Raw genomic sequence first — 22,213 nt, 5'->3', positions numbered from 1 at the left:
TTGCAAAATAGTAAAGGAAAAAATTTGAAAAGAATTATATTTTTATTCATTGCTTTAGGTTCATTTTTATATGCTTCAAAGCCAGAATTAACTGTAAATATTTTACCTCAAAAATATTTTGTTCAAAAAATTGTAAAAGATAAATATGAGATAAATGTAATGGTTAAACCAGGAGCTTCTCCTCATAATTATGAACCAAAACCATCTCAAATGAAATCTTTAGTTGTTTCAAAAGCATATTTTTTAATTGGAGATTCTTTTGAAAAAGTTTGGTTAGAAAAATTAAAACAAAGTGCAAAAAATACTCTATTTGTTGATACAACAATTGGAATTGAAAAAATAGAAATGGCAAAACATGAACATCACGATGAAGAAGCTAATCATGAAGCAAAACACGAACATGAACATGAAGCGAAACATGATGACCATGATGAAGATGAGCATGAAGAACATGGACATGACCATACTGGATTAGATCCACATATTTGGTTAGATCCAATTTTAGTAAAAATTCAAGCAAAAAATATTTATGAAGCAATGGTAAAAATTGATTCCGCAAATAGTGATTTTTATAAAACAAATTATGAAGAGTTTTTAAAAGAACTTGATACTTTAGATGCTGATATTAAAAATATTTTAGCTCCATATAAAGACAAAGCATTTATGGTATTCCATCCTTCTTGGGGATATTTTGCAAAAAGATATGAAATTGAAGAAATCTCTATTGAAATTGAAGGAAAAGAACCAAAACCAAATGAATTAGTTGAGTTAATAGAAGAAGCTAAAAAACATAACATAAAAATAGTTTTTGTTTCTCCACAATTTTCTCAAAAAAGTGCACAAACAATCTCTAAAAATATTGGAGCAAATGTTGTAGCAATTGACCCTTTATCTGAAAACTGGTCAAAAGATTTATTAAAAACGGCAAATGAAATAGCTAATAGTTATAAATGATTAAATATTTTATAATATTTTTGTTATTTAAGAGTATCCTATTTGGATGCTCTTTATGTTCTATTTATAGTCCAAGAACTCATGTATCTACTCAAATAAAAGCTGATAAAGAGTATATAAAAACTTTAAAAGTAAATTGGAATTTTGCAAAAGAGTTTCAAGAAGAGTTATTTAAAATTTATGATTTGAATTTAGATGGAAAATTTGAAGAAAAAGAATTAGCTTTAATTCAACAATCTTTGATTGATTATATAGAACCAAAAAATTTCTTAACTACAATCTCTTATGATAATAAAATAGATAAAAAACCTTTACCTTTTAAAGTAAAAAATTACAAATTAACTTACAAAAATTCCATTTTAAATTTTGAATATAATATTGATTTAAACTATAAAATTTATGATAAAAACATCTTAACAATAAAAATCTTTGATGATATGAGTTATTTTTTGATTGTTTTTGAAGATATGAAACAATTATTTTATATACCTTATAAAATATCAAAACAGACAAATACAAATGAAGTTATTTTTACTATAAATGCTCCATCTTTAGCTGAACAAAAAATAGAAGAAAAAGTATTACTTCCTAAAGTTGAAGAAATTAAAAATGAAAAAAAAGAAGAAATAATACAAGTTAAAAATGAGCAAATAAAAAATGAAAATATTTTAGATAAATTTGTTTTAAATATAAAAAAATATTTAGTTGATATAGAAAATGGTGACAAATTTGCTTTGATATTTTTACTTATGGCTTCATTTTTATATGGAGCAATTCATGCATTAGGTCCAGGTCATGGAAAAGCTTTGGCTTTCTCATATTTTTCTTCACAAAAAAGTTCTTATTTTGAAGCTTTTGTTATTTCATTGGTTACTGCTTTTGTTCATATTATTGGAGCTTTGATTTTAGTTTTATTTTCTGTTTTTGTGCTTGAAAGTGTTTTAAATAGATTTATGGAAGATTCTATTTCATATGTAACAGCATTTTGTGCAGTTATTATAATGCTTTTAGCTTTATATATTTTATATAGAAAATTAACTAAAAAATCATGTGCTTGTTGTTCTTGTAGTGTACCTTTAGAAACTACAAAGTTTTCACTAAATCCACAAAATATAAATTTTGTAAAAACAAGTCAGAATAGACCAATAATAGATACAAAAAGAAGTAAAAAACAAGATTTGATTTTTGTTTTAACAGCTGGAATAATACCTTGTCCTGGAACAGTTTTACTTTTTGTTTATGCTTTTTTATTAAAAACATATTTTGCAGTAATTTTGGCAAGTATAAGCATAAGTCTTGGAATGGCAACAGTGATTTTTGCTTCATCTTTTTTAGGAGTAACTCTTAATAAAGTATCAAATAAATCACAAATATTTGCAAATATTTTAGAAATAGCTGCTCCAATTTTTATGTTTATTTTAGCTTTATTTTTACTTTTAAATTCTAAAGTTTTTTAAATCTTAATTTCAAACCATTTTTATCATATGATGATAATTATGGTTTGCCACTTCTAAGATAGTGTTCTTTTGAAATCCTATTTTTTCATATAAAGCTAAAGCTTTTGGATTTTCAAAATCAACAAGTAAAGAAACTTTTTCAAATCCCAACTCTTTTGCTTTTTCTTCTATATAAACAAAAAGTTTTTTTGCTATTCCTTGTCCTTGAAAGTTTGGATTAACACTAACTGTATCTATATAAAACTCATCTTCAAAACACTCTTTTTCAAATGAATCTAAATAAATATTTTTAGTTTTTAGATGTTCTAAGATTGGGCTATCTAATTTTTTTACATTATTTGAATTGTAAGCAAGTAATAATCCTACTATTTGATTTTCTATTTCATAAGTATAAATATTGTTATAACTTAATCTATTTATATCCATTGTTATATAAAAATCTAAAGTTTTTAGTATTTGTTTTTCTTCATTTTCACCAGTTAGTGTATTTGCAATATTATGAATTGCATCAAAAATAAGAGTTGAAATATTTGTAATATTATCTTTTTGTGCTTGTTTTATCATTTTTTTCCCAAATATAATTTTTTTGTGATTCTATACTATTTCAACTAACAGATAATTAATAGATTTATTTTACAATTTTATTAATCGTAAAATTGGAGAGAGTTGTTGAAGGTATTAAAAATTTTAGTTTTAGAAAGTAGTGATAATTCGATTTCTCAAATTATAGAAATTTTAAGAAATAATGATTTTTCAGTAGATATTTGTAGTAATAATAGTGAATTTTTGGAGTGTATTTATAATAATTTATATGATTTGTATCTAATAAATATAAATGAAAAATCTCTTCCTAGATTTCAGTTAATTCAATTATTAAATGAATATCATGATATGACTATGAAAATGGTTATAGCTTCAATTCCAAATATTATTAAACCATCTTTTTTATCTGGCTGTGATGAATGTATTATAAAAAATATAGATGAAAAAGAGATTTTATTGCGTATAAAAGCACTTATTAGAAGACAATTCAAAATTTATTCAGATTCTATTCATATAAGAAAAAATATCGAATATGAAATATTTCATAAAAAAATCCTGATTGATAAAACAGAAGTTCATTTAGGAGAAAAACCTCTTTTGATTTTAGATTATTTACTTAAATTTAGAGGTTTATTTGTCTCTTCTGAAAATTTAGAAAATGGAGTTTATCCTGCAAATAGTAATAATAAAAATGGTGTAATTCGTTTTCATATACATAAACTTAGACAAATTCTAGGAAATGATATTATCGTTTCAAATAGAGTAAATGGTTATAAAATCAACATTTAAAATCCCTAAAAAACACAAACGAATAATTAACACAGTAGCATTAAAATAGCATTTGCATAAGCAAATATATATATAGGGAGGATTTGGGTATGTTTGATTACCCCATTTTTGAGATGCCTTTTATAGGTCAAAGAATGTTAATGGCTATAAACGCAATTATTCATGTTTTTGTATCTCATGGAGGAGCAGTTGGTGGATCTATTGTATTAGCTGCAATGGCTTGGTGGGCAAATAAGAAAAACGATATGGCAGCATATAATTTAACATTTAAAGTTGTTATGGTTTTCTTTATTGTATCTACATCAGTTGGAGCATTAACAGGTGTTGGTATGTGGATTCATGCCAATATTTTAAGTCCAAATGCAATAGGTGGGCTTATTAGAGTATTTTTTTGGAAATGGTTTATAGAGTGGATTGTATTTAACTTTGAAGTTGTACTTTTACTTTTACTATTTATGAGTTGGAAAAAAAATCAAGAAACTGCACAAGGTAGAGCTAAAACTATAAGAATTGGTGTTTATTATGCTATTTCTTCATGGTTAACTATGGTTATTATCACTGCAATTTTAGCATTTATGCTTACTCCAAATTTTGATGGACAACCTTGGGTTGACCCTGAAGTTTACCCTGGAAATGTAAACTATAATAATGCCTTATTTAATCCAACTTGGTGGCCTTCACTTGCCTTTAGAACATTTACATCAATAGCATTCGCTGCAGCACTTGCAATAATGTGGACTTGGATCATCGCAACTTTTTCAAAAAATGAAGAAGACAAGGAAGCAAAAGCAAGATTAGTAAAATTTTTAGCAGGAATTATGTTGATAACTGTTCCAATAAGTGCAATTTTTGGTTATTGGTATTACACAGAAATTCCAGCAGCTGCACTTGCCATGATACCAACAGCAGTTATGACAAGAGCATTTGAAGATAGATTTGATTTAATGTATCTTATGGCTATTGGAGTTGGTGGCTCAATTGTTATTACAACTATTATTGCTTATTTTTCTCCAAAAAGAATGCCTTATTTAGCAGCTAGTTTAATGGTTGCAGGATTTTTAGTTCTTTGGGGATATGAAGAAAGAGTAAGAGAGTTTATACGAAAACCTTTTTTGATTTATAACTATATGTATTCAAATGGAATTAGAGTTACAGACGTTCCATACTTAAATAAAGTTGGTATTTTAGAACATGCTGTTTTTTTAGATGAAAATAAAAAAAGAGTAAATGAAGATAAATCAAACATTATTGAAGTAGGGAAGTCAGTTTTTCAAATAGAGTGTCGTATCTGTCATACTCAAAATGGTATTAATGGATTAAAAGGTTTAACAACTGGTTGGTCACATGATGCTATTAGAAATAGGTTGAATAATCTTCCAGGTGGTGGAACGCCATATATGCCTCCATTTGTTGGAACAGAAGCTGAAAAAGATGCACTTGCAGCTTATATCAAATCTTTAAATACTAAAGGAGTTATAAAATGAATTGGAAATTACCATTTGATATTCCATTAATTACACCAACTTTAGGACTTCCTTTAGAGTTTTTTAGTATTTTGGGAATTATAGTTTTTGTTGTTCATATTTGTTTTATATATATGTTAATTGGAGCCTCAACTGCTTCTGTTATTTATAATATTATGGGTGTATTTAAAAAAGATTCAAACTACGATAAGTTTGCATATAGAATGACAAACTACACAACAGTTTCAGAAAATATGGGTGCTTTATGGGGAGTTGCTCCTTTACTTGTAATCTCTGTACTTTTTACAGGATTTTTTTATACAGCAATTTTGAAAGTTAGTCCACATATTTTACATATTATTTATGGAAATATCATTGCCTTTTTACTTTCTTATGCTTATAAATTTTCATGGCATGCTTTACAAAATCATAAAGGTTTTCATATAGCAATTGGATTATCTGCTGTTTTAGCATTTTTTACACTTCCTTTTGTATTTATGTCAATGACAAATCTTTATATGCAACCAGAATTATTTGCAACTATAAATAATATTTGGGACATTATGTTTACTCCTGTTACTGGATTTAGACTTTTAAATTTCTTTTTAACAGCATTTATGGCAACTGGTGTTGTTATGATATTTATAGGTGCTAGATGGGTAAAAAAAGGTGAGGTTGAAGTTGGAAAAATTGCAATTAGCCAAGGTAAAAAATGGTTCTTACTTGCTACTCCTTTAAATATTGTTGTAATGCCTTTATTACCATTTGTATTTACAGCACGTATTAGTGAAGCTTTAATGCATACAGGATTTATTTATTTACCATTTATTTCTTCAATACTTTTAATTATTGCATTTTTATATGTATTAAATAAATTTAATGATGAGGTAGTAACTCCTCAAACAGCTTTAAGAGCAATAGCTCTTGTAGTAGTTTCAATTTTTTTAATGGCAACAACAAGAGAAGGTGTAAGAGTTGTATCTTTTGCTGAACCACTTGCTCTTCAAGCTCAAGCTACTTCTGAGTTTATGAATGCTTCAATTGCTGAATATAAAAAATATAAAGAAGAATTAGCTAATAAACCTACAATGGATTTAAAAAATCCAGTAATTTTAGCTGAATCAAAAGGGTGTTTAGCTTGTCATAGTGTGGATGTTAAATTAGTTGGACCTTCATATTTAGAAGTTTCAAACAAAGAAAGAAACAAAGATGTTTTAATTCACTCTATTCAATATGGAAGTGCAAATAAATATGATGTTATTCCAATGCCAGCACAAGATATAACAGCAGATGAAGCTTTAATACTTGTAGATTGGATTCTTTCTTTAAAAGATACAAATAAATGAAAATTGTCAAGATAATTTTTCTATTTTTGATACTAAAAGAGGTGGCTTTTGCTACCTCTTTTTCTTTTGAAAATATAGAAAAAGATAAAATAAATATAGTTGCTTTTGTAACTTCATGGTGTCCTGTTTGTATTAAAACAAATGATTATTTAGTCTCTTTAGGAGAAAAAAATAGTGAGATTTTTATAACTTTACTTTTTGTAGATGAAGATATCCCAACTTCAATAAAACAAACTTCTAATCTAAAAACAATCTCTATTTCACTTAATGATTCTAAAAATTTTGGAGTGACAAAAAGTGTGCCTTATATTTTGATTTTTGATAAAAAAGGTGAACTTGTAAAAAAATATCACACTTTTAACGAAAATCTGATTAGTAGATTGATAAATAATCTAAAAAACAATTTATATGAAAATGGTACTTTACCACCTGAACAAAGGATAGACTTATGGCAAAAAAACAGATTTTAGTTCCATCTTTATTGATTAGTTTTTTTTTGTATATTCTATTTCCATGGTTAAGTTTTAATGATATTCATTTATTGATGTTTAATTTTGAGTTTCATAGATTTGAGTTTTTATTTATGGCTTTTGAAGCTTCAACTCATCAGTTGATTTATATTGTAATTACATTGTTTATTGGATTATTAGTAGGATTAAACTTAACAATATCAAGATTTTTTTGTGGATATTTTTGTCCAACTTCTCTTGCTTCGATTATTAGTATGAAACTAAAAAATCCTTTTGTTCTTTTTTTTACGATTATGTCATTTGCTTTTATTTTGGCATTTTCAACTATTTCGTATTTTACATCAGCTGTTGATTTGTTTTTCAATTTTACAAAATTTGATACAGCTTCAATTTTTGTTGGAATTTTAACAACAGGATTTACAAGTATTTTTTTAGTTTTTAGAGGTTGGTATTGTTCGATTTTATGTCCTTATTTTTTTGTAAGTGCAATTTTGCCACAAGAGAAAAAACAAACTTTTGAGTTTTTTGATAAAGAGAGTTGCATAGACTGTGAAAAATGTGTAAAAATTTGTCCTATTGATGACCTTGATATAAAAGCTGGTTTTGATATAAGATGTGTTCAATGTGGACTTTGTGAAGTTGCTTGTGAAAGTGTAATGACAAAATTTAACAAATCTTCACTTATAAAGAAAAAATATAAAAATAGAAATATTTTTAAAAGTTTTTCAGAAAAAGGTTATATTTGGGGTTGTTTGATTTTTATAATTATGATTGTTTCAATAATTTATATCTTAGATAGTTCAAATTTGGATAACTGCTACTTTATAAATAAAAATTTGTATTAAATAAAATGGTCACTTCTTATTAAATTTAGAGATTACATTCAGAAAATTAGTAGGAAAAGACTGTTTGTACATAAAATTTATTTTGTATAGTTGATAAATTATTTTATGACCATTTGTGAAATCTTAGAAAAAAATTGTTAATTTAAAGTTTGGAAAATTTTATAATTTTATTTTCTTTAAATAAGTTGCAATCATAGGAATATAATCTTTTCTGCAAACTAAATGGGTTTCTAACTCATTTGGTAATTTTGTAAGTTTTAATTCATTTGTATAAGCATATTTATCAATAATCATTTTTGAAACATAAGCTTTTCCCATTCCTGCTTTTACACAACCTAACATCACTTCATAATTTTCTATAAATATTGTTTTAAAATCTAAATTTCCTCTTTGTTTTTCATAAGAAGCTAAAAATTTATAGTGGGTGCTATCTTGTTTATATGCGATAAGTGTGTTGTTATACTCCAAACTTTTTGGTTCAACCATATATAAATCATCATAAAATTTGTTTAAAATTATCAAGTCTTTATGGTTTGGAACTCCAGTTATAAAAGCAATATCAAGCTTATAATCAAGAAGTTTTTCTAAAACTTGTGGATTTGCATTTGCATAAAATTCCAATTGTATATTTGGATATTTTTTATTTAATTTATCTATAAAAGCCAATAATCTCAAAGCTACATTTGCTTGTCCAGAACCAATTCTAAGTGTTTCTTGATAAGTTAGATTTTTCATTTTAAGTTCAGCAACTTCAACTTTTTTTACAATTTCACTTGCAAGTGGATAGAGTTTTTCTCCCTCTTTTGTAAGAATTACACCACTTGGTACTCTATGAAAAAGTAAATATCCTAAATTTTTTTCTAATTGTTTTATTCTTAGAGTTACATTTGATTGAGTAAAGTTAAGTTCAAGTGCTGCTAAAGAGATAGATTTTTTATTTGCAACACTTACAAACACTCTTAATAAAGTTGATTCCATATTACTATCCATTATGTAGTGTATTATTTTATATTATTTGACATTATATTGTAAATTGTTTATAGTTTCAAAAATTTAAAAAGGATTTTAGTTGATAGAACTGCTGTTCAATAAACTTATGCCAATTGTAATACTAATAATTATTGGTTACTATTGGAAGAAAAAAGAGTTACCTTTTGATAAAGATATGATTAGTTCTTTAATTATGAATCTAGGAACACCAGCTCTTTTAATAGCTTCAATAAACAATAAAGATTTAACTAGCGAAAATATAATAACAATTCTAATTTACGGAACAATAATTATTGCTATTTGTACTATTCTAACAATAGCTTATTTAAAATTTGAAAATAAACCAATAAGACCATTTTTACAAAGTTTTATTTTTCCAAATACTGGTGGTTTAGGTATTCCTATTGTTTATGTATTATTGGGACAAACTGCATTTGTTTATGCAATTACTTTTTCAGTTTTAATAAATATTTATCATTTTACTATTGGGTTATGGCTTTCAAATAGTTCTTTAAATCTAAAAAAAGCTTTGCAAACACCTGTTTTATACGCTTTAGTTCTCGCGCTTGCTTTTAAAGGAACAAATACTCAAGTTCCTTTTATAATAGAAGATGTATGTAAAATGTTAGGAGGAATAGTTATTCCTTTATTGCTTATGGCTTTTGGTTCATCACTTGTTGATATAAAAATAGGGCAAAATATAAAAGCAGTTAGAATGGGAGTAGTGCGTGTAGTTTTAGGATTTTTAGTTGTTTATACTATTTTTTATTTTGGAAATTTTGAACCAGTTTTAATTTATACTTTATTGATTCAATACTCTATGCCAATTGCAACTACGAGTTATCTTTTTGCTTTAAGATTTAATGGACCTTTTGAAGAAATTGCAGTTATGACAGCTTCCAGTACAATAGCAATTTTATTTTTACTTCCTATAATAATCTATGTAATAAATTAAATTACATAGATTATTTATTCATTTTCTTTTAAATTTTTATACAGCTTTTCATAAACTTCTATTTCTTCTTTTGAAGCTTTTTTTCTACAACTTAAATAACCTTTTTCTCCATCATAATTTTCAAAAGGATAAACTGTTGCAAAAACCCAATAAAAACCATCATCTTTTGTTCTATTTTTTACATAACCAGTCCAGATTTCTCCTTTTTTTACAGTTTCCCATAAATCTTTAAAGGCAGTTTTTGGCATATCTGGGTGTCTTACTAGATTATGAGGTTTTCCTACTAATTCATCCAAAGTAAAACCAGCAATTTTACAAAAATCATTATTTGCAAAAGTTATAATACCTTTCTCATTTGTTTCACTTACTAAAAAAGCATATTCATCTAAAATAGTCTCATTACTACTCATTTGTTATTCCTTTTAGAACCTTTTACTTTTTGCATCAAAGACTAACTCTTGTGCCATTTTTTGAGTTGTTGTTGTGATTTTTGCTACATTTTTTGCTTGATTTACATTTTCTAAAGATAATTGATTTAATAAATTTATCATTCTATTTATCTCTTCAATTCCTTCTAATTGTGTATTACTTGAGCTACTTACATCTTGTATAATCTCTATAGTTTGATTTATATCATTATTTAATTCTTCATAACCTTCAATCATCATATCACTTATTTTTTTCCCTTCATTTGCTTTTGTTGTTGCTTTTTCAACAATATTTTTTATTTCACTTGCCGCTTGTGCACTTCTATTTGCAAGATTTCTTACTTCTGCTGCAACAACTGCAAATCCGCGTCCAGCTTCACCAGCAGTTGCCGCTTCAACAGCTGCATTAAGTGATAAAATATTTGTCTGAAATGCAATTTGATCAATAATTGTTATAGCTTCATTTATAAATGTTATCTCTTTATTTATTTCATCCATAGAATTAGCAGTTTTTGAAGCTAGAACTTCTCCATTTATGACAGCTTTTTTTACAATCTTTCCAAGTTCATACATCTTTTGTGCATTTTTTGTATTGTTTTTTGTTGTGGTTGTTATTTGAGTTAAAGAAAAGGTAGTTTTTTCTAAAGATGAAGTTTGTTCTGTTGCTTTAGTAGCAAAAAAGTTTACAGTTTCTAACATATTTTTGGAGTTATTTTCTAAGATTAAACCATTGTCTAAATTTTTTTTAGCATTTAAACTAAGAGTTTCTCCTAAAAAATTTATGCTTGTTAGAACTTTTAACATTTCACCTTTTACATTATTTGTAATATCAACTTGTTTAGTAAAATCATCTTTTGAATAAGATTCTAAGATATTTACTAAATCATTCATATCTTTATTTACTTCATCTAACATTTTATTAATTGTATTTCTTAATGTCATAAGCATTGGATTTGTTGTTTTTGAATTTATTCTTGAGCTATAAATTCCTTGTTCAACTCTATCCATGGTGATTACAATCTCTCCTAAAACTTTCATATCATATTTCATTCTTTTATCAATTTCTAATGAAATATTATTTAGTTTTAAATCTAATTGGGTGATTTCACTATTTCCTTTTATTAAACAAGGAATATATTTGTTATTTTTTGAAGTCAAAAAATCTAAAAAATTTTCAAAGTTTTTATTAAAACTATAAAATTCATTTGTTGTTGATTTTATGAATAAAAAGCAAATTATTCCTATAAAAGTTGAGAAGAGAAGAGTTAAGATTATAATTAGGGTAGTTTGAGAGTTTAATCCTGCTATAGCAATTAAAATAAAGCCTATTTGAGAGATAATATACAGAATTACTATTTTACGTTTTATTTCCATTTTTAATTTATTCTTTCATATCAAATACCCAAGTTTATGAAGAACTTAGGTCTTATATTTATCTTAATAATGCAATATCCATTCCTTAAGATACTGAATAACTGATATTAAAGAAAAACTTAAAAAATTAAAATTATTAAATTTTAATTTTTAGGAAAAGTTATAATTATTTCAAGTCCATTATCTACATTTGAAGCTTTTATCTCTCCTTTAAAATGTCTATTTATAATAGTTTTACTTATATAAAGTCCCAAACCTGTACCATTTTTTTTAGTTTTTGTTGAAAAATATAAATCAAATATTTTTTCTAAAAGTTCATCTTTTATTCCACCAGCATTATCTTTTACTTTAATTATTAGATTTTTTTCATTCTCTTCTAATGTCACATCAACTGTTTTATTTAAATAATCATTTTCTTTAAAAGCATCAATTGAATTATTAAAAATAGTTAATATTACTTGGTATAGTTCATTTTTATAACCATAATAAGTCACATCAGAGATATTTGAGTAAAAATTAAACTTTATACGATTACTTTCAAATATAGGTTTAATAAGATTATAAGTAGATAGAATCACCTCTTTTAAAACAAAAAATTCTTTATCTTTTTTGGGTTTAAAGAAATTTTGGAAATCATCTATTGTATTTGATAAATAATCTATTTGTTGTTTGAAATTTATTTTTAGATTATTTAGAGTTTCAGTTGATAAATTCTCTTTTTTATGTTTTATGATTATTGTGTTTACTATTAGTGAAATATTATTTAGAGGTTGTCTCCATTGGTGTGCAATCATATTCATCATTGACCCCATTTCAGCAAGTTTTGCTTGTTGGAACATAATTGCTTTTTGTTCGTGATTTTTTTGTAATTCTTCTTTTATTCTCTCTTCAAGATTTAAATTTAATTCAGCTAATTTTCTTTGAGTATTTTTTAGTTCACTAATATCTATGATTGTACTAATTCTTTTATTTGAATTTTTTATATTATGACCTTTTACTAATCCATCTATTAAAGTTCCATCTTTTTTAACAAAAGTTAATTCATAAGGTTCTTGGTCATTTTTAAGTTTTTGTTTTATGATATGATAATCTTTTGTAGCAACAAAATCAGAATATGATTTATTATAAATTTCTTTAAAATTATCATAACCTAGAATTTTTAGAAGTTGATTATTTGCTTTAAAAAGTTTTCCATTTTCAAATAGAGCAACACCTTCTATTGTAGAATTAAGCCACTCATTTAACTCGTCATTTTTTCTTTTTAGAAAAACTACAAAAAATAAAATAGTAATTAAGATAAATAAAAATGTATAAAATATTTTCCAAATTAAATCTTTATTAATAACTTCTTTATATCTTGTAACTTTATATTTTTCTTCTATTTGTTCAATGTCTTCATGTGAAAAATTTTCTAATCCAAAATTGATAATTTCTTTTAATTCTGGTTTAGTTTTTTTGATGGCAAAAGCACCTTTTATTGGTTCAATATGATTCAAAAATCCTGAAATTTTAAATTCTCCATATCCAAATTTTTGAATTAATCTATCAACTGTTATATTGTCTGTTATAAAACCATCTACTTCATCATCTTTTAGCATTGAAATAATTTTTTCTAAATCATTTTCAACTAAAATATTTGTGCCCAAATAGTGTGAAGTTAAATAATCTTTAAATACACTATATCTTGTAACAAACTTTTTATTTTCTAATATATTATTTTCAATAAAAGGTTTATCTATTTTTGTAATAATTACTAAATTTGATTTTAAATAAAAATTACTTCTATCCATAATTTTATAGTATTTGTAAGAATCTTCAGCAGTGATAGTTACAATATCACATTTATTATCTAAGACATTTTGAATATTCTTTTTATAATCATCTATTTTTATTGGTTTTAATATAAATTGAAATTTTTCTGCAATATTATTTAAAATTTCTCCAGATATTCCTATTAATTTATTATTTTCATCTATTCCATCTATAGGAAAAGAACTATCTTGTATGCAAACAGTAAATTCTTTATTTTTTGTTAGATAATAGTTTTTATAAAAATCATTTAATGCCTCTTTTTCATTCCAAATAAAATCATCTAAATTCATATTTTTAAATTTTTGTGGATAAATCAAAGATATTGTATTTGCCATCTCTTTGATTTTTGATTTATCAATATTTCCAAAATCTTTTTTAGAATAACTACTAAAAGATTTTAAAATATTTGCTTCATAAGTTAGAGCTTCTTTTGATTTTTCTTGAGTGTTATATTTTTCATAGGTTAGGTTTACACTAAAAGGAATATTATTAAAAGCATATATCCAACCTTCTTTTGTAGCTTCAATAAAATCTTTTACAATTTTAGGATTTTGTTTTGCAAATTGTGCTGAGGTATAAACCATATCACCATAAAAATCGAATCCATAATCTTTTGGAAGGAAAGTATTATATTTTATATTCTCTTTTTCTAAAAAATAAGCTTGATTAGATAAATATCCAACAATTGCATCTGATTCTTTCTCTATAAAACTTTTGGAATAAAAAGTATGTTCTTTTGCATTTACATGAATATCTTGACTTTTTAAAATAGCATTTATTGAAATATTTGAAATTTCATTTTTAGCAAACTCTATATTTTTATTCTTTAAAGAAGTTAAGGTATCTAACTCTTTTTGAGTAAATAAGGCAATTGGTGAAGATTTGAAAACTGAAAAAATAGCTACAATATCTGCTCCATTTAATTTATGATAAATTAATGAAGAATCATCTATTCCAAAATTATTTTGATTTGTTAATACTGTATTTAGTGGATCAAATTTTCCATCAAACTCTTTGAAATTTACATCTAAACCATATTTCTCATAAATTCCTAACTCTTTTGCTACATAAAATCCTGCAAATTGGAATTGATGTTTCCATTTCAATTGAATTGAAATAGGAGTTAGTTCATTTGAGTATAAAAAAGAAATCATTAGTAAAAATAGAGATATGATTTTCAAGATATTCCTTTAAATTATTTTATAAGAGATCCGCACTAACTGGTTCTTTAAATAAAAAACCTTGAAAATGTTTACATCCCATAGATATTAATTTTTCATATTGCTCTTGTGTCTCTACACCTTGCGCAATTACATTTAAATTAAATTTATTACCTATTGACAATATAGTTTCAACAATAATTGAATCATTTAAACTATTTGATAACTCTTTTATAAAAGATTTATCAATCTTTAATTCATTGATTGATAATTGTTTTAAATAGGCTAGAGATGAATAACCTGTTCCAAAATCATCAATTGATAAGTTGATTCCTAAATCATTTAATTCTTTTATTTTATCTAAAGTTTCTTGGGTATTTTTTATTAATAAATTTTCTGTTAATTCTAACTTTATTTTATTTGGTTCAATTTCATATTTTTCTATTTGAGATTTCAAAAAATCATAAAAAAACTTTTCTTGAAATTGTTTATAACTTATATTTATCGAAACTTTCCAATCTTTTTTTATAGAATCTTCTTTCCATTGTTTTAATTGGATTAAAACTTTTTCAAAAACTAATTTGCCTAATGGTACAATTAAATTTGTTTCATCAGCAAGTGAAATAAATTTTTTAGGAAAAAGCAAGCCTTTTTCTTTATCTTTCCATCTAACTAAAGCTTCAACACTAACTATTTTATGCTGATTATTCTCATATAAAATTTGAGGTTGATAATGTATTACCATCTCTTTATTTTCTATTGCATCTCTTAATTTTTGAGTTAAATCGGCTTTTTGTTCTATTACTTGTTGTAATTTAGGATTAAAATAGCTAAATCTATCTCTTCCTTTTTCTTTTGAATTATACATAGCTGTATCAGCGAATTTCATCAATTCATCTATACTATAAGAATCGTTTTTGAATAGAACTATACCAATACTAGCAGATAATCTAAAATCAAAATTCTGAATGATATATGGTTTTCTTATCTCTTGAAGAAGTTTATTTGAAATATCATTTATGTAGTTCATTACTAAATTTTCATTATTATTAGAAAATTTCATAGCAACAATAAATTCATCTCCTCCTAATCTAGCTACAATATCATTTTCTCTTAAAATATTTTTTATTCTGTTTGTTGTTTCTATTAAAACAATATCTCCAATATTATGCCCTTTCGTATCGTTTATGATTTTAAAATGGTCTAAATCTATAAATAAAAGCGCTCCACAAGAGTTTACTCTTTTTATCTCTTTTATCATTTGGATTAATAATTCTCTTAGTAATAATCTATTAGGAATACCAGTTAAACTGTCATAATAAGCTAATTGAGAGATCTCTTTCTCTTTTTTCTTTAAATCACTTATATCAACAACAGCAGAAATTCTGATTTTTTTATCTAAAAGAGTTAAATCTTTTCCTCTTAAAATTACTGGAAAGATTGAACCATCTTTTCTAATCATCTTAGCTTCATAAGGTTCTTGATTGTCATTATTTATAACTTCTTTTACAAAATTAAAAGATTCAGAAGCTATGAAATCAAGGGCATCTTTCCCTATCATTTCATTTCTTTCATATCCTAATAATTTAGGTGCAACTGCATTTACATCAATACATTTTTTATTTTCATCATAAACAATAATTCCTTCTATTGTAGAATCAATTATAGTTTTAAATGATTTTATAAAATCATCTTTTTCTTGTAAAATTTGTTTTTCTAATTTTTTTTGTTTTGTTATATCAATACCTATTTGTACTTTAACTTTTCTTCCATCTAACCATTCTATTATCTTATCTGTAAACAAATAGTAATGATGGTTTATAGAGTTTTCATTTTCCCATTCGTAAGTTGTTCCAATAGGAATATCTATTAAATTTATTTTTTGTTTTTGTAAAGGACAAAAAATACATGGACTTTTAAAATCTTTTTGTAAAACCTTAAAACAAGTTTTACCCACAATTTCTCCAAACTCTTCTTTACATTTTTTATTAGCATAAATTATTTCATAGTTTGATAAATCAATAATATAAATTAAAGCACCTGTACTTTCTACAATTGTTTCCATCTCATTAAACATACTATGACCTTTTTTAATTTAATAATATTTTATTAAGAAAGTTAAAAACTTTCCCACTCATCAGCTTTTTTTATCTCTTCAACAACAGTTTGTTTTTTTTGTTTTGCATCTTTTTTCTGAATTTGAAAAGGAGCTTTTTGCTCTTTTTTCATATCTCTAGCTTTAACCTCGTTTTTACCATTAAACTCTTTTTCATTTGCATTACTTACAACTAATTTCGCTATTTGGTCTGTTATTACTGCTACATCATGTGTTTGACTTGCCACCATCGCATTTTGTTGTGTTTGTTGGTCTAACTGTGTTACTGCATCATTTATTTGCTCTATTCCTAACAATTGCTCCTTTGAGGCATTTTGTATATCAGAGATTAGATTTATTGTATGTTGGATATTTTCATTTAATTGTTTATATCCATCTATCATATGTCCTGCTATTTGTTTCCCTTGATCTGCTTTACTTGTTGCATTTTCTACTATTGCTTTTATCTCTTTTGCAGCTTCTGCTGATCTTGATGCTAGGTTTCTCACTTCTGCTGCTACAACTGCAAATCCTTTTCCTGCTTCACCTGCCGTTGCTGCTTCTACTGCTGCATTAAGTGAAAGTATATTTGTTTGGAATGCTATTTGATCAATTACAGTTATTGCTTCATTTATCAAGTTTACTTGATTATTTATTTCATCCATTGACTGAGTTGTTTGATTTGCAAGTTTCTCTCCATCATTTGCTGATTTTGTTACTTGATTTGAAAGCATTGCCATTTTTGCAATATTCTCTGTATTATTTCTTACATTACTTGTTATCTCTTCTATTGCTGCTGCTGTCTCTTCTAAAGATGCTGCTGCTTCATTTGAACTTAGATTTAATTTATCTACATTTATAAGTAATATATCTGAACTTGCATCTAATGTTAATCCATTTGTTTTATTATCTATTAACATTTGTGTAATTGAATCTTGTAGGGTATTAATTCCTACTACTAATCTTTCAAACACTCCACCTTTTTCATCATTTGGATGCATTTTTAAAGCTTTTCTATAATCAAGTTTTGAGTACTCTTCTAAGATTTCATCTACTTCTTCAAATCTTTTTCTAGTACTTTCAATCATTTTATTTACATTATCTCTAAACTCTTCTAAAGAGGCATTTGAAGTTGATTTTTCTATAAACTGACCATACCAACCATTATTAACTCTAGTCATTACAACTTTAGCATCTTCTATTAGAGCTGTATCTTGATTAATAGTTTTTTCAATTTGTTTAATATTATCATTAACAAATTTAGCCATTTCACCAAATTCATCTTTTGAAGAATCATCTAATAATGAAATATCTTTTGAGCTTCTATTTAGATATGAAAAAAACGATATTAATCCTATTTTGAAGTTGTCTAAAGATTTAATAATCATTTTAGATATGAATAGTGAAATTAGAATAAAGAAAATAATAGAACAAATAACAATTGAAGTTAAAATAGTATTAAATAAAGATTTTGCTTCTTCTTTTAGTTCTAAAGCACTTTTATTTATTTCGTTAATTTTATTTTCTAACATAATTCCAACATCAACCATTTTTTTTATGATGTCTTTAACTTCTTGTGATTCAGGTTTATTATTTGTAAAATCATCTATTAATTTAGTTGAAAATAGATCAAAATTAGTAATATATCCTTTTGAATAAGTAACTATTTCATCGCATAAAACTTTATTTTGTTCCATTGTAACTTGTTCTTTTAGATTTGATACATTATCATCTAAAGTTTTGAAGTTTTCTCTAACTTTTTGTGCATTTTCAATATTTGGATTTCTTAAAAATTGATATACTGATATTCTTCCTTTTAGTAATTGTTGGATAAATTCTTCTGTTTCTAAAGAAATTTTACTTCTAGAATTTTCTAAATTACTAAAGTAATTATATGCAATACCTGAAATTAGCATAATCAAAATAAACACGGCTGGAAAGATTAATAACTTTTTTTTGGTATTAATTCTTTTTAACATTTTGAATCCTTTATTTGAAATTTTAAGTATCACATTATGTAAATATTGTAATTCTTAACCTATATTGAAATTGTAGTATTAAAATCTAAGTCAACTAATAGTAAAATCTGAGGAATCAGAGTATAGGGAAATAATTTGGAATATAAAATTTTATTAGTAGAAGATGATGATAATAGTGCTTTATTAATCAGCGATTTTTTACAAGAGTATGATTTTAATGTTGATATTGTAAATACAGTTACAGATGCTGTTTCAAATATAAGTTTTAATAAATACTCTATTGTTTTATTAGATATAAATTTACCTGATTTTAATGGCTTTGAAGTATTAAAATTTGTAAATAAAAACAAAATAAATATTCCTATTTTAGTATTAAGTGCATATTCAGATAAAAATACAAAACTTCAAGCTTTTAGATTAGGTGCAAGTGATTATATGGTTAAGCCAATCGATCCAGAAGAGTTAGAAGCAAGAATTTGGGTTCAACTAAGAAATAGTTCTAATTTTGTATCAAATACAAGTAAAAAAGCATTATTTGAGATAAATGATAATGTAATTTTATTTAATGAAGAAGCTTTAAAATTGACAAAAACTGAGTTTGAAATTTTGTCTTTTTTAATTAAACATAAAAATCAAACTGTACATAGGGAAAAATTATTGGATTTTTTATCTTCAATTATTCAAAGTGATAGAAGTTTGGATTATCATATTAAAAATATTAGAATAAAACTTGGAGATAATGGAACAAATCCAAAATATCTTTTAACAGAGTATGGAATAGGGTACAAGCTAGTTTTTTAAAAGATAAAGAAATTAGATTTCATTTATCTTTTCAAATTCATTTATAATATCTTCTATATTTTCAGTTCCAACAGAGATTCTTAAAAGATTAGTTGGCAATCCAATTTGTTTTAAAAGTTTTTGTCCTTTTTGTGAAACTATCAAATCATAATGAGCAAGATAAGTATAAGGCATCAAAAGTGTAAATTCAGTTCCTAAACTTGGCCCTTTTGCAAAATTTAGCTTATCATAAACAGTTCTAAAATCTTTTTTAAAAGTTACAGAAACAATCCCACAAAGTGAATTTTCATCTATCATTAGTTTTTCATAATTTTCTCTAAAATCTGGACTTAAACAGTAAAAAACTTCATCTATAAAAGAAGCTTTTTGTAAATAATTTACAAGTTTTTTTGTATTTGAAGATATTTTTTTTACTCTTTTTTCATAATCTTTTATTTGATAAGCCATTCTTTGAATATCTTTTATGTATGGTTCATCTGCATGTTTGAAAAACTCATAAAAGATATGTGAAATTTTTGAATTTTGATTTAATATAATTGCACCCATTAAAACATCTGCATTTCCACATGCAAACTTTGTTAAAGATTCCACATAAATATCAGCATAAGAGTTTAAATCAAGATTATATGGAGTTGCAAAAGTTGAATCAATAACCAAAGGAATATTGTATGTATTGCAAAGATTTTTTAGTCTTTCTAAATCCACTGTTTGTACAAGTGGATTTGTAGGAATTTCTGTTATTATTGCTGAAACTTTTAATCCATCTTTTTTCAAAAACTCTTCAAGTAAATCTAATTTTGTAACATCATAAAAGATTTTACTCTCTTCAAAATAGTGATTTACTATATTCATAGTATCAAGATAAAGCCAACCAAGTTGTACTAAAACTGTTCTTCCATTTCTTGCTTGAATATTTTTGATTCCTTTTAAAACACAATACATTGCATTCATCCCAGATGGATTTAAACAGATATTTTGTGAAGGTTGTTTATATGCTTTTGCTAATGTTGAAATTAAAATCTCTTTTGCTTTTGATTCGTTTTCAAGTTTTTCATCGTGAAGTTTTGGGATTCTTCCAACTTTATATAAATAATCTTGTGCTAATCTTGAAGATAAGTTGTATCCAAGATGTTGAATAAATTTTAAAACCTTTTGATATTGTCGTCCTTTTAAAACTTTTATAACTCCAAAAGGTTCATCAAACTCAAATTTATTATGTATAAAATATCTGCAACTCACAGCTTTTACAGCCTTTTGTGAACTTAAAAGAATTATTTCATAGTTATCACAAACTTCATATTTTTCTTTTAAATAATTTGCTAAAAGTTTTAAATAAGGATGAATAATAAATCTTGGATATGCTGTTGTAATTTTTTCTAAAATCTCAGGTGTTTGTTCTTCGTAATCAATCACATCTTGTAAACTTGGCATACTCACAGAAACTGCATGAATATTGTTTAAAGGTAAAGTTTGCCCACAAGGGATGTGATTGAAAGTTTTGTTATTCATTTTATTTTACTGCTTGTTCTATATCTTTTATTAAATCTTCAACATTTTCTAAACCAATAGAAAATCTAACTGTGCTATCACTTATTCCAATAGCTTTTAGCTCTTCTTTTGAAAAACTTGCGTGTGAAATTTTTGCAGGAATTTCAACTCTACTATCTGGACTTCCAAATGAACATTTTTCACCGAAAATCTTCGTATTTTCTATGAATTTTTCAGCTAATTCAACACTTGAAAAATCTACACAAAAAACTCCAGGAATAAACTGCATTTGTTTACGTGCAAGTTCATATTGAGGATGGCTTGGAAGTGCAGGGTGTGTAACTTTTACTATATAATCTTGTTTTTCTAAAAATTTTGCAATGATTATAGAGTTTTCTTGATGTTCTCTCATTCTTATTTTTAAAGTTGGAATACCAAGAGTTATTAAAAATACATCCATAGGATTTTGACTTCTTCCATGGGCATTTGCATAATAATGAATTTGTTGGCTTAACTCTTTTGTTTTTGCAACAATCGCTCCAGCAACAACACTACCGTGACCACTTATATATTTTGTAGTTGAAAAAAGTGAAAAATCAGCTCCAAACTCTAAAGGTCTTTGACTTATAAAAGTTGCAAGAGAATTATCAACCGCAAATAAAGCATTATATTTATGAGATAGTTGGGCTATTTTTTCTAAATCAATGATTTTCAATCCTGGATTTGTAGGACTTTCACATAAAACTAAATCAATATCATGAGTTTTTAAAATATGTTCAATCATATCAACATCGCAAAAATTTGCAAAATGAACTTGAATATTGTATTTTTCTTTAAAAATTTTAAGAAGTCTGAAAGTCCCACCATAACAATCAGCTTCAACTAAAATTTGAGAATTTGCTTTTAAAACTGTCTCAAAAAGAAGTGAAACACAAGCGATACCAGTGTGTGTACAAACGCATCCAGCTCCACCTTCAACATGAGTAAATAAGTTTTCTAAAACTTCTCTTGTTGGATTATCACTTCTTGTATAATCATAAATTTTATCACCTTTTTGTTTTTTTAAATCAAATGTTCCAGTGTTATAAATTGGGAAATGTGAAGCACCACTTATATCATCAAAAGGAGCAAAAGAAGAAATATGGCATAAAGATGTTTCTATTTGTTCAGTCATAATAATCCTAAATTTTTTTGGCAATTGTATCTAAAAACTAATTAATGAAATGCCTAAAATTCTTAATTTTCTTTAATATTAAAAAATGGT

At 25.3% G+C, this 22,213-nt stretch carries 18 protein-coding genes; 9 read left to right on the top strand and 9 right to left on the bottom strand.

Annotation, left to right across the window (positions count from 1 at the left end; all coding sequences use genetic code 11):
- Positions 1-24 precede the first annotated feature (24 nt).
- Together ABLL_RS11230 and ABLL_RS11225 are read left to right on the top strand one after the other, a co-directional pair.
- Complete coding sequence (locus ABLL_RS11230; protein WP_014474930.1) at positions 25-954, top strand: metal ABC transporter solute-binding protein, Zn/Mn family; 930 nt, start codon at positions 25-27, stop codon at positions 952-954.
- Positions 951-2,411 carry a DUF1007 family protein gene (locus ABLL_RS11225; RefSeq protein ID WP_014474929.1) on the top strand — a complete coding sequence of 487 codons (1,461 nt, stop codon included), beginning with the start codon at positions 951-953 and terminating at the stop codon, positions 2,409-2,411. The genes ABLL_RS11230 and ABLL_RS11225 overlap by 4 nt, the downstream gene beginning before the upstream one ends.
- A gap of 9 nt (positions 2,412-2,420) precedes the next feature.
- Here the strand turns inward: ABLL_RS11225 and ABLL_RS11220 are convergent, their stop codons facing one another.
- Positions 2,421-2,975, bottom strand: coding sequence for an N-acetyltransferase (locus ABLL_RS11220; RefSeq protein WP_014474928.1), 555 nt, complete (start codon positions 2,973-2,975; stop codon positions 2,421-2,423).
- Between the two features lie 105 nt (positions 2,976-3,080).
- On the opposite strand from ABLL_RS11220, the gene ABLL_RS11215 reads away from it, so the two are divergent.
- The 5 genes from ABLL_RS11215 to ABLL_RS11195 all read left to right on the top strand — a co-directional run bounded on the left by ABLL_RS11215 (position 3,081) and on the right by ABLL_RS11195 (position 7,867).
- Positions 3,081-3,743 (top strand): response regulator transcription factor, encoded by a 663-nt coding sequence (locus ABLL_RS11215; protein WP_014474927.1) that lies wholly within the window; start codon positions 3,081-3,083, stop codon positions 3,741-3,743.
- Positions 3,744-3,832: 89 nt separating this feature from the next.
- Complete coding sequence (locus ABLL_RS11210; protein ID WP_014474926.1) at positions 3,833-5,227, top strand: cytochrome c; 1,395 nt, start codon at positions 3,833-3,835, stop codon at positions 5,225-5,227.
- The gene (locus ABLL_RS11205; RefSeq protein WP_014474925.1) at positions 5,224-6,552 is read left to right on the top strand and encodes a cytochrome c; all 1,329 of its coding nucleotides are present in this window, start codon (positions 5,224-5,226) and stop codon (positions 6,550-6,552) included. Before ABLL_RS11210 ends, ABLL_RS11205 begins: the two co-directional genes overlap by 4 nt.
- Positions 6,553-6,578: 26 nt before the next feature.
- Complete coding sequence (locus tag ABLL_RS11200) at positions 6,579-7,022, top strand: redoxin domain-containing protein (protein WP_173363179.1); 444 nt, start codon at positions 6,579-6,581, stop codon at positions 7,020-7,022.
- Entirely contained in the window at positions 7,001-7,867 is an 867-nt protein-coding gene (locus tag ABLL_RS11195) for a 4Fe-4S dicluster domain-containing protein (protein ID WP_014474923.1), read from the top strand. Before ABLL_RS11200 ends, ABLL_RS11195 begins: the two co-directional genes overlap by 22 nt.
- A gap of 159 nt (positions 7,868-8,026) precedes the next feature.
- On the opposite strand, the gene ABLL_RS11190 is transcribed toward ABLL_RS11195, so the two are convergent.
- Complete coding sequence (locus tag ABLL_RS11190; protein WP_014474922.1) at positions 8,027-8,845, bottom strand: LysR family transcriptional regulator; 819 nt, start codon at positions 8,843-8,845, stop codon at positions 8,027-8,029.
- 91 nt (positions 8,846-8,936) lie between these two features.
- Between ABLL_RS11190 and ABLL_RS11185 the strand changes: the two genes are divergently transcribed.
- Entirely contained in the window at positions 8,937-9,812 is an 876-nt protein-coding gene (locus tag ABLL_RS11185) for an AEC family transporter (protein ID WP_014474921.1), read from the top strand.
- 14 nt (positions 9,813-9,826) lie between these two features.
- On the opposite strand, the gene ABLL_RS11180 is transcribed toward ABLL_RS11185, so the two are convergent.
- The 5 genes from ABLL_RS11180 to ABLL_RS11160 all read right to left on the bottom strand — a co-directional run bounded on the left by ABLL_RS11180 (position 9,827) and on the right by ABLL_RS11160 (position 18,660).
- Complete coding sequence (locus ABLL_RS11180; protein WP_014474920.1) at positions 9,827-10,222, bottom strand: PAS domain-containing protein; 396 nt, start codon at positions 10,220-10,222, stop codon at positions 9,827-9,829.
- A 12-nt stretch (positions 10,223-10,234) separates the two neighbouring features.
- Complete coding sequence (locus ABLL_RS11175) at positions 10,235-11,614, bottom strand: methyl-accepting chemotaxis protein (RefSeq protein ID WP_014474919.1); 1,380 nt, start codon at positions 11,612-11,614, stop codon at positions 10,235-10,237.
- A gap of 143 nt (positions 11,615-11,757) precedes the next feature.
- Entirely contained in the window at positions 11,758-14,607 is a 2,850-nt protein-coding gene (locus ABLL_RS11170; RefSeq protein ID WP_014474918.1) for an ABC transporter substrate-binding protein, read from the bottom strand.
- 19 nt (positions 14,608-14,626) lie between these two features.
- Positions 14,627-16,663, bottom strand: a complete 2,037-nt coding sequence (locus tag ABLL_RS11165; RefSeq protein ID WP_014474917.1) for an EAL domain-containing protein — start codon at positions 16,661-16,663, stop codon at positions 14,627-14,629.
- A gap of 41 nt (positions 16,664-16,704) precedes the next feature.
- On the bottom strand, positions 16,705-18,660 hold the full coding sequence (locus ABLL_RS11160; protein WP_014474916.1) for a methyl-accepting chemotaxis protein: 1,956 nt from the start codon (positions 18,658-18,660) through the stop codon (positions 16,705-16,707).
- A gap of 135 nt (positions 18,661-18,795) precedes the next feature.
- On the opposite strand from ABLL_RS11160, the gene ABLL_RS11155 reads away from it, so the two are divergent.
- The gene (locus ABLL_RS11155) at positions 18,796-19,461 is read left to right on the top strand and encodes a response regulator transcription factor (protein WP_014474915.1); all 666 of its coding nucleotides are present in this window, start codon (positions 18,796-18,798) and stop codon (positions 19,459-19,461) included.
- Between the two features lie 12 nt (positions 19,462-19,473).
- Here the strand turns inward: ABLL_RS11155 and ABLL_RS11150 are convergent, their stop codons facing one another.
- A complete protein-coding gene (locus ABLL_RS11150) occupies positions 19,474-20,970 on the bottom strand; it encodes a PLP-dependent transferase (RefSeq protein ID WP_014474914.1) in 1,497 nt (498 codons plus the stop codon).
- A gap of 1 nt (position 20,971) precedes the next feature.
- Complete coding sequence (locus ABLL_RS11145; RefSeq protein WP_014474913.1) at positions 20,972-22,123, bottom strand: PLP-dependent aspartate aminotransferase family protein; 1,152 nt, start codon at positions 22,121-22,123, stop codon at positions 20,972-20,974.
- Positions 22,124-22,213: the final 90 nt, after the last annotated feature.

Source organism: Arcobacter sp. L (assembly GCF_000284235.1).
GTDB classification, from domain to species: domain Bacteria; phylum Campylobacterota; class Campylobacteria; order Campylobacterales; family Arcobacteraceae; genus Aliarcobacter; species Aliarcobacter defluvii.
This window is presented reverse-complemented; position numbering and strand designations above follow the sequence as displayed.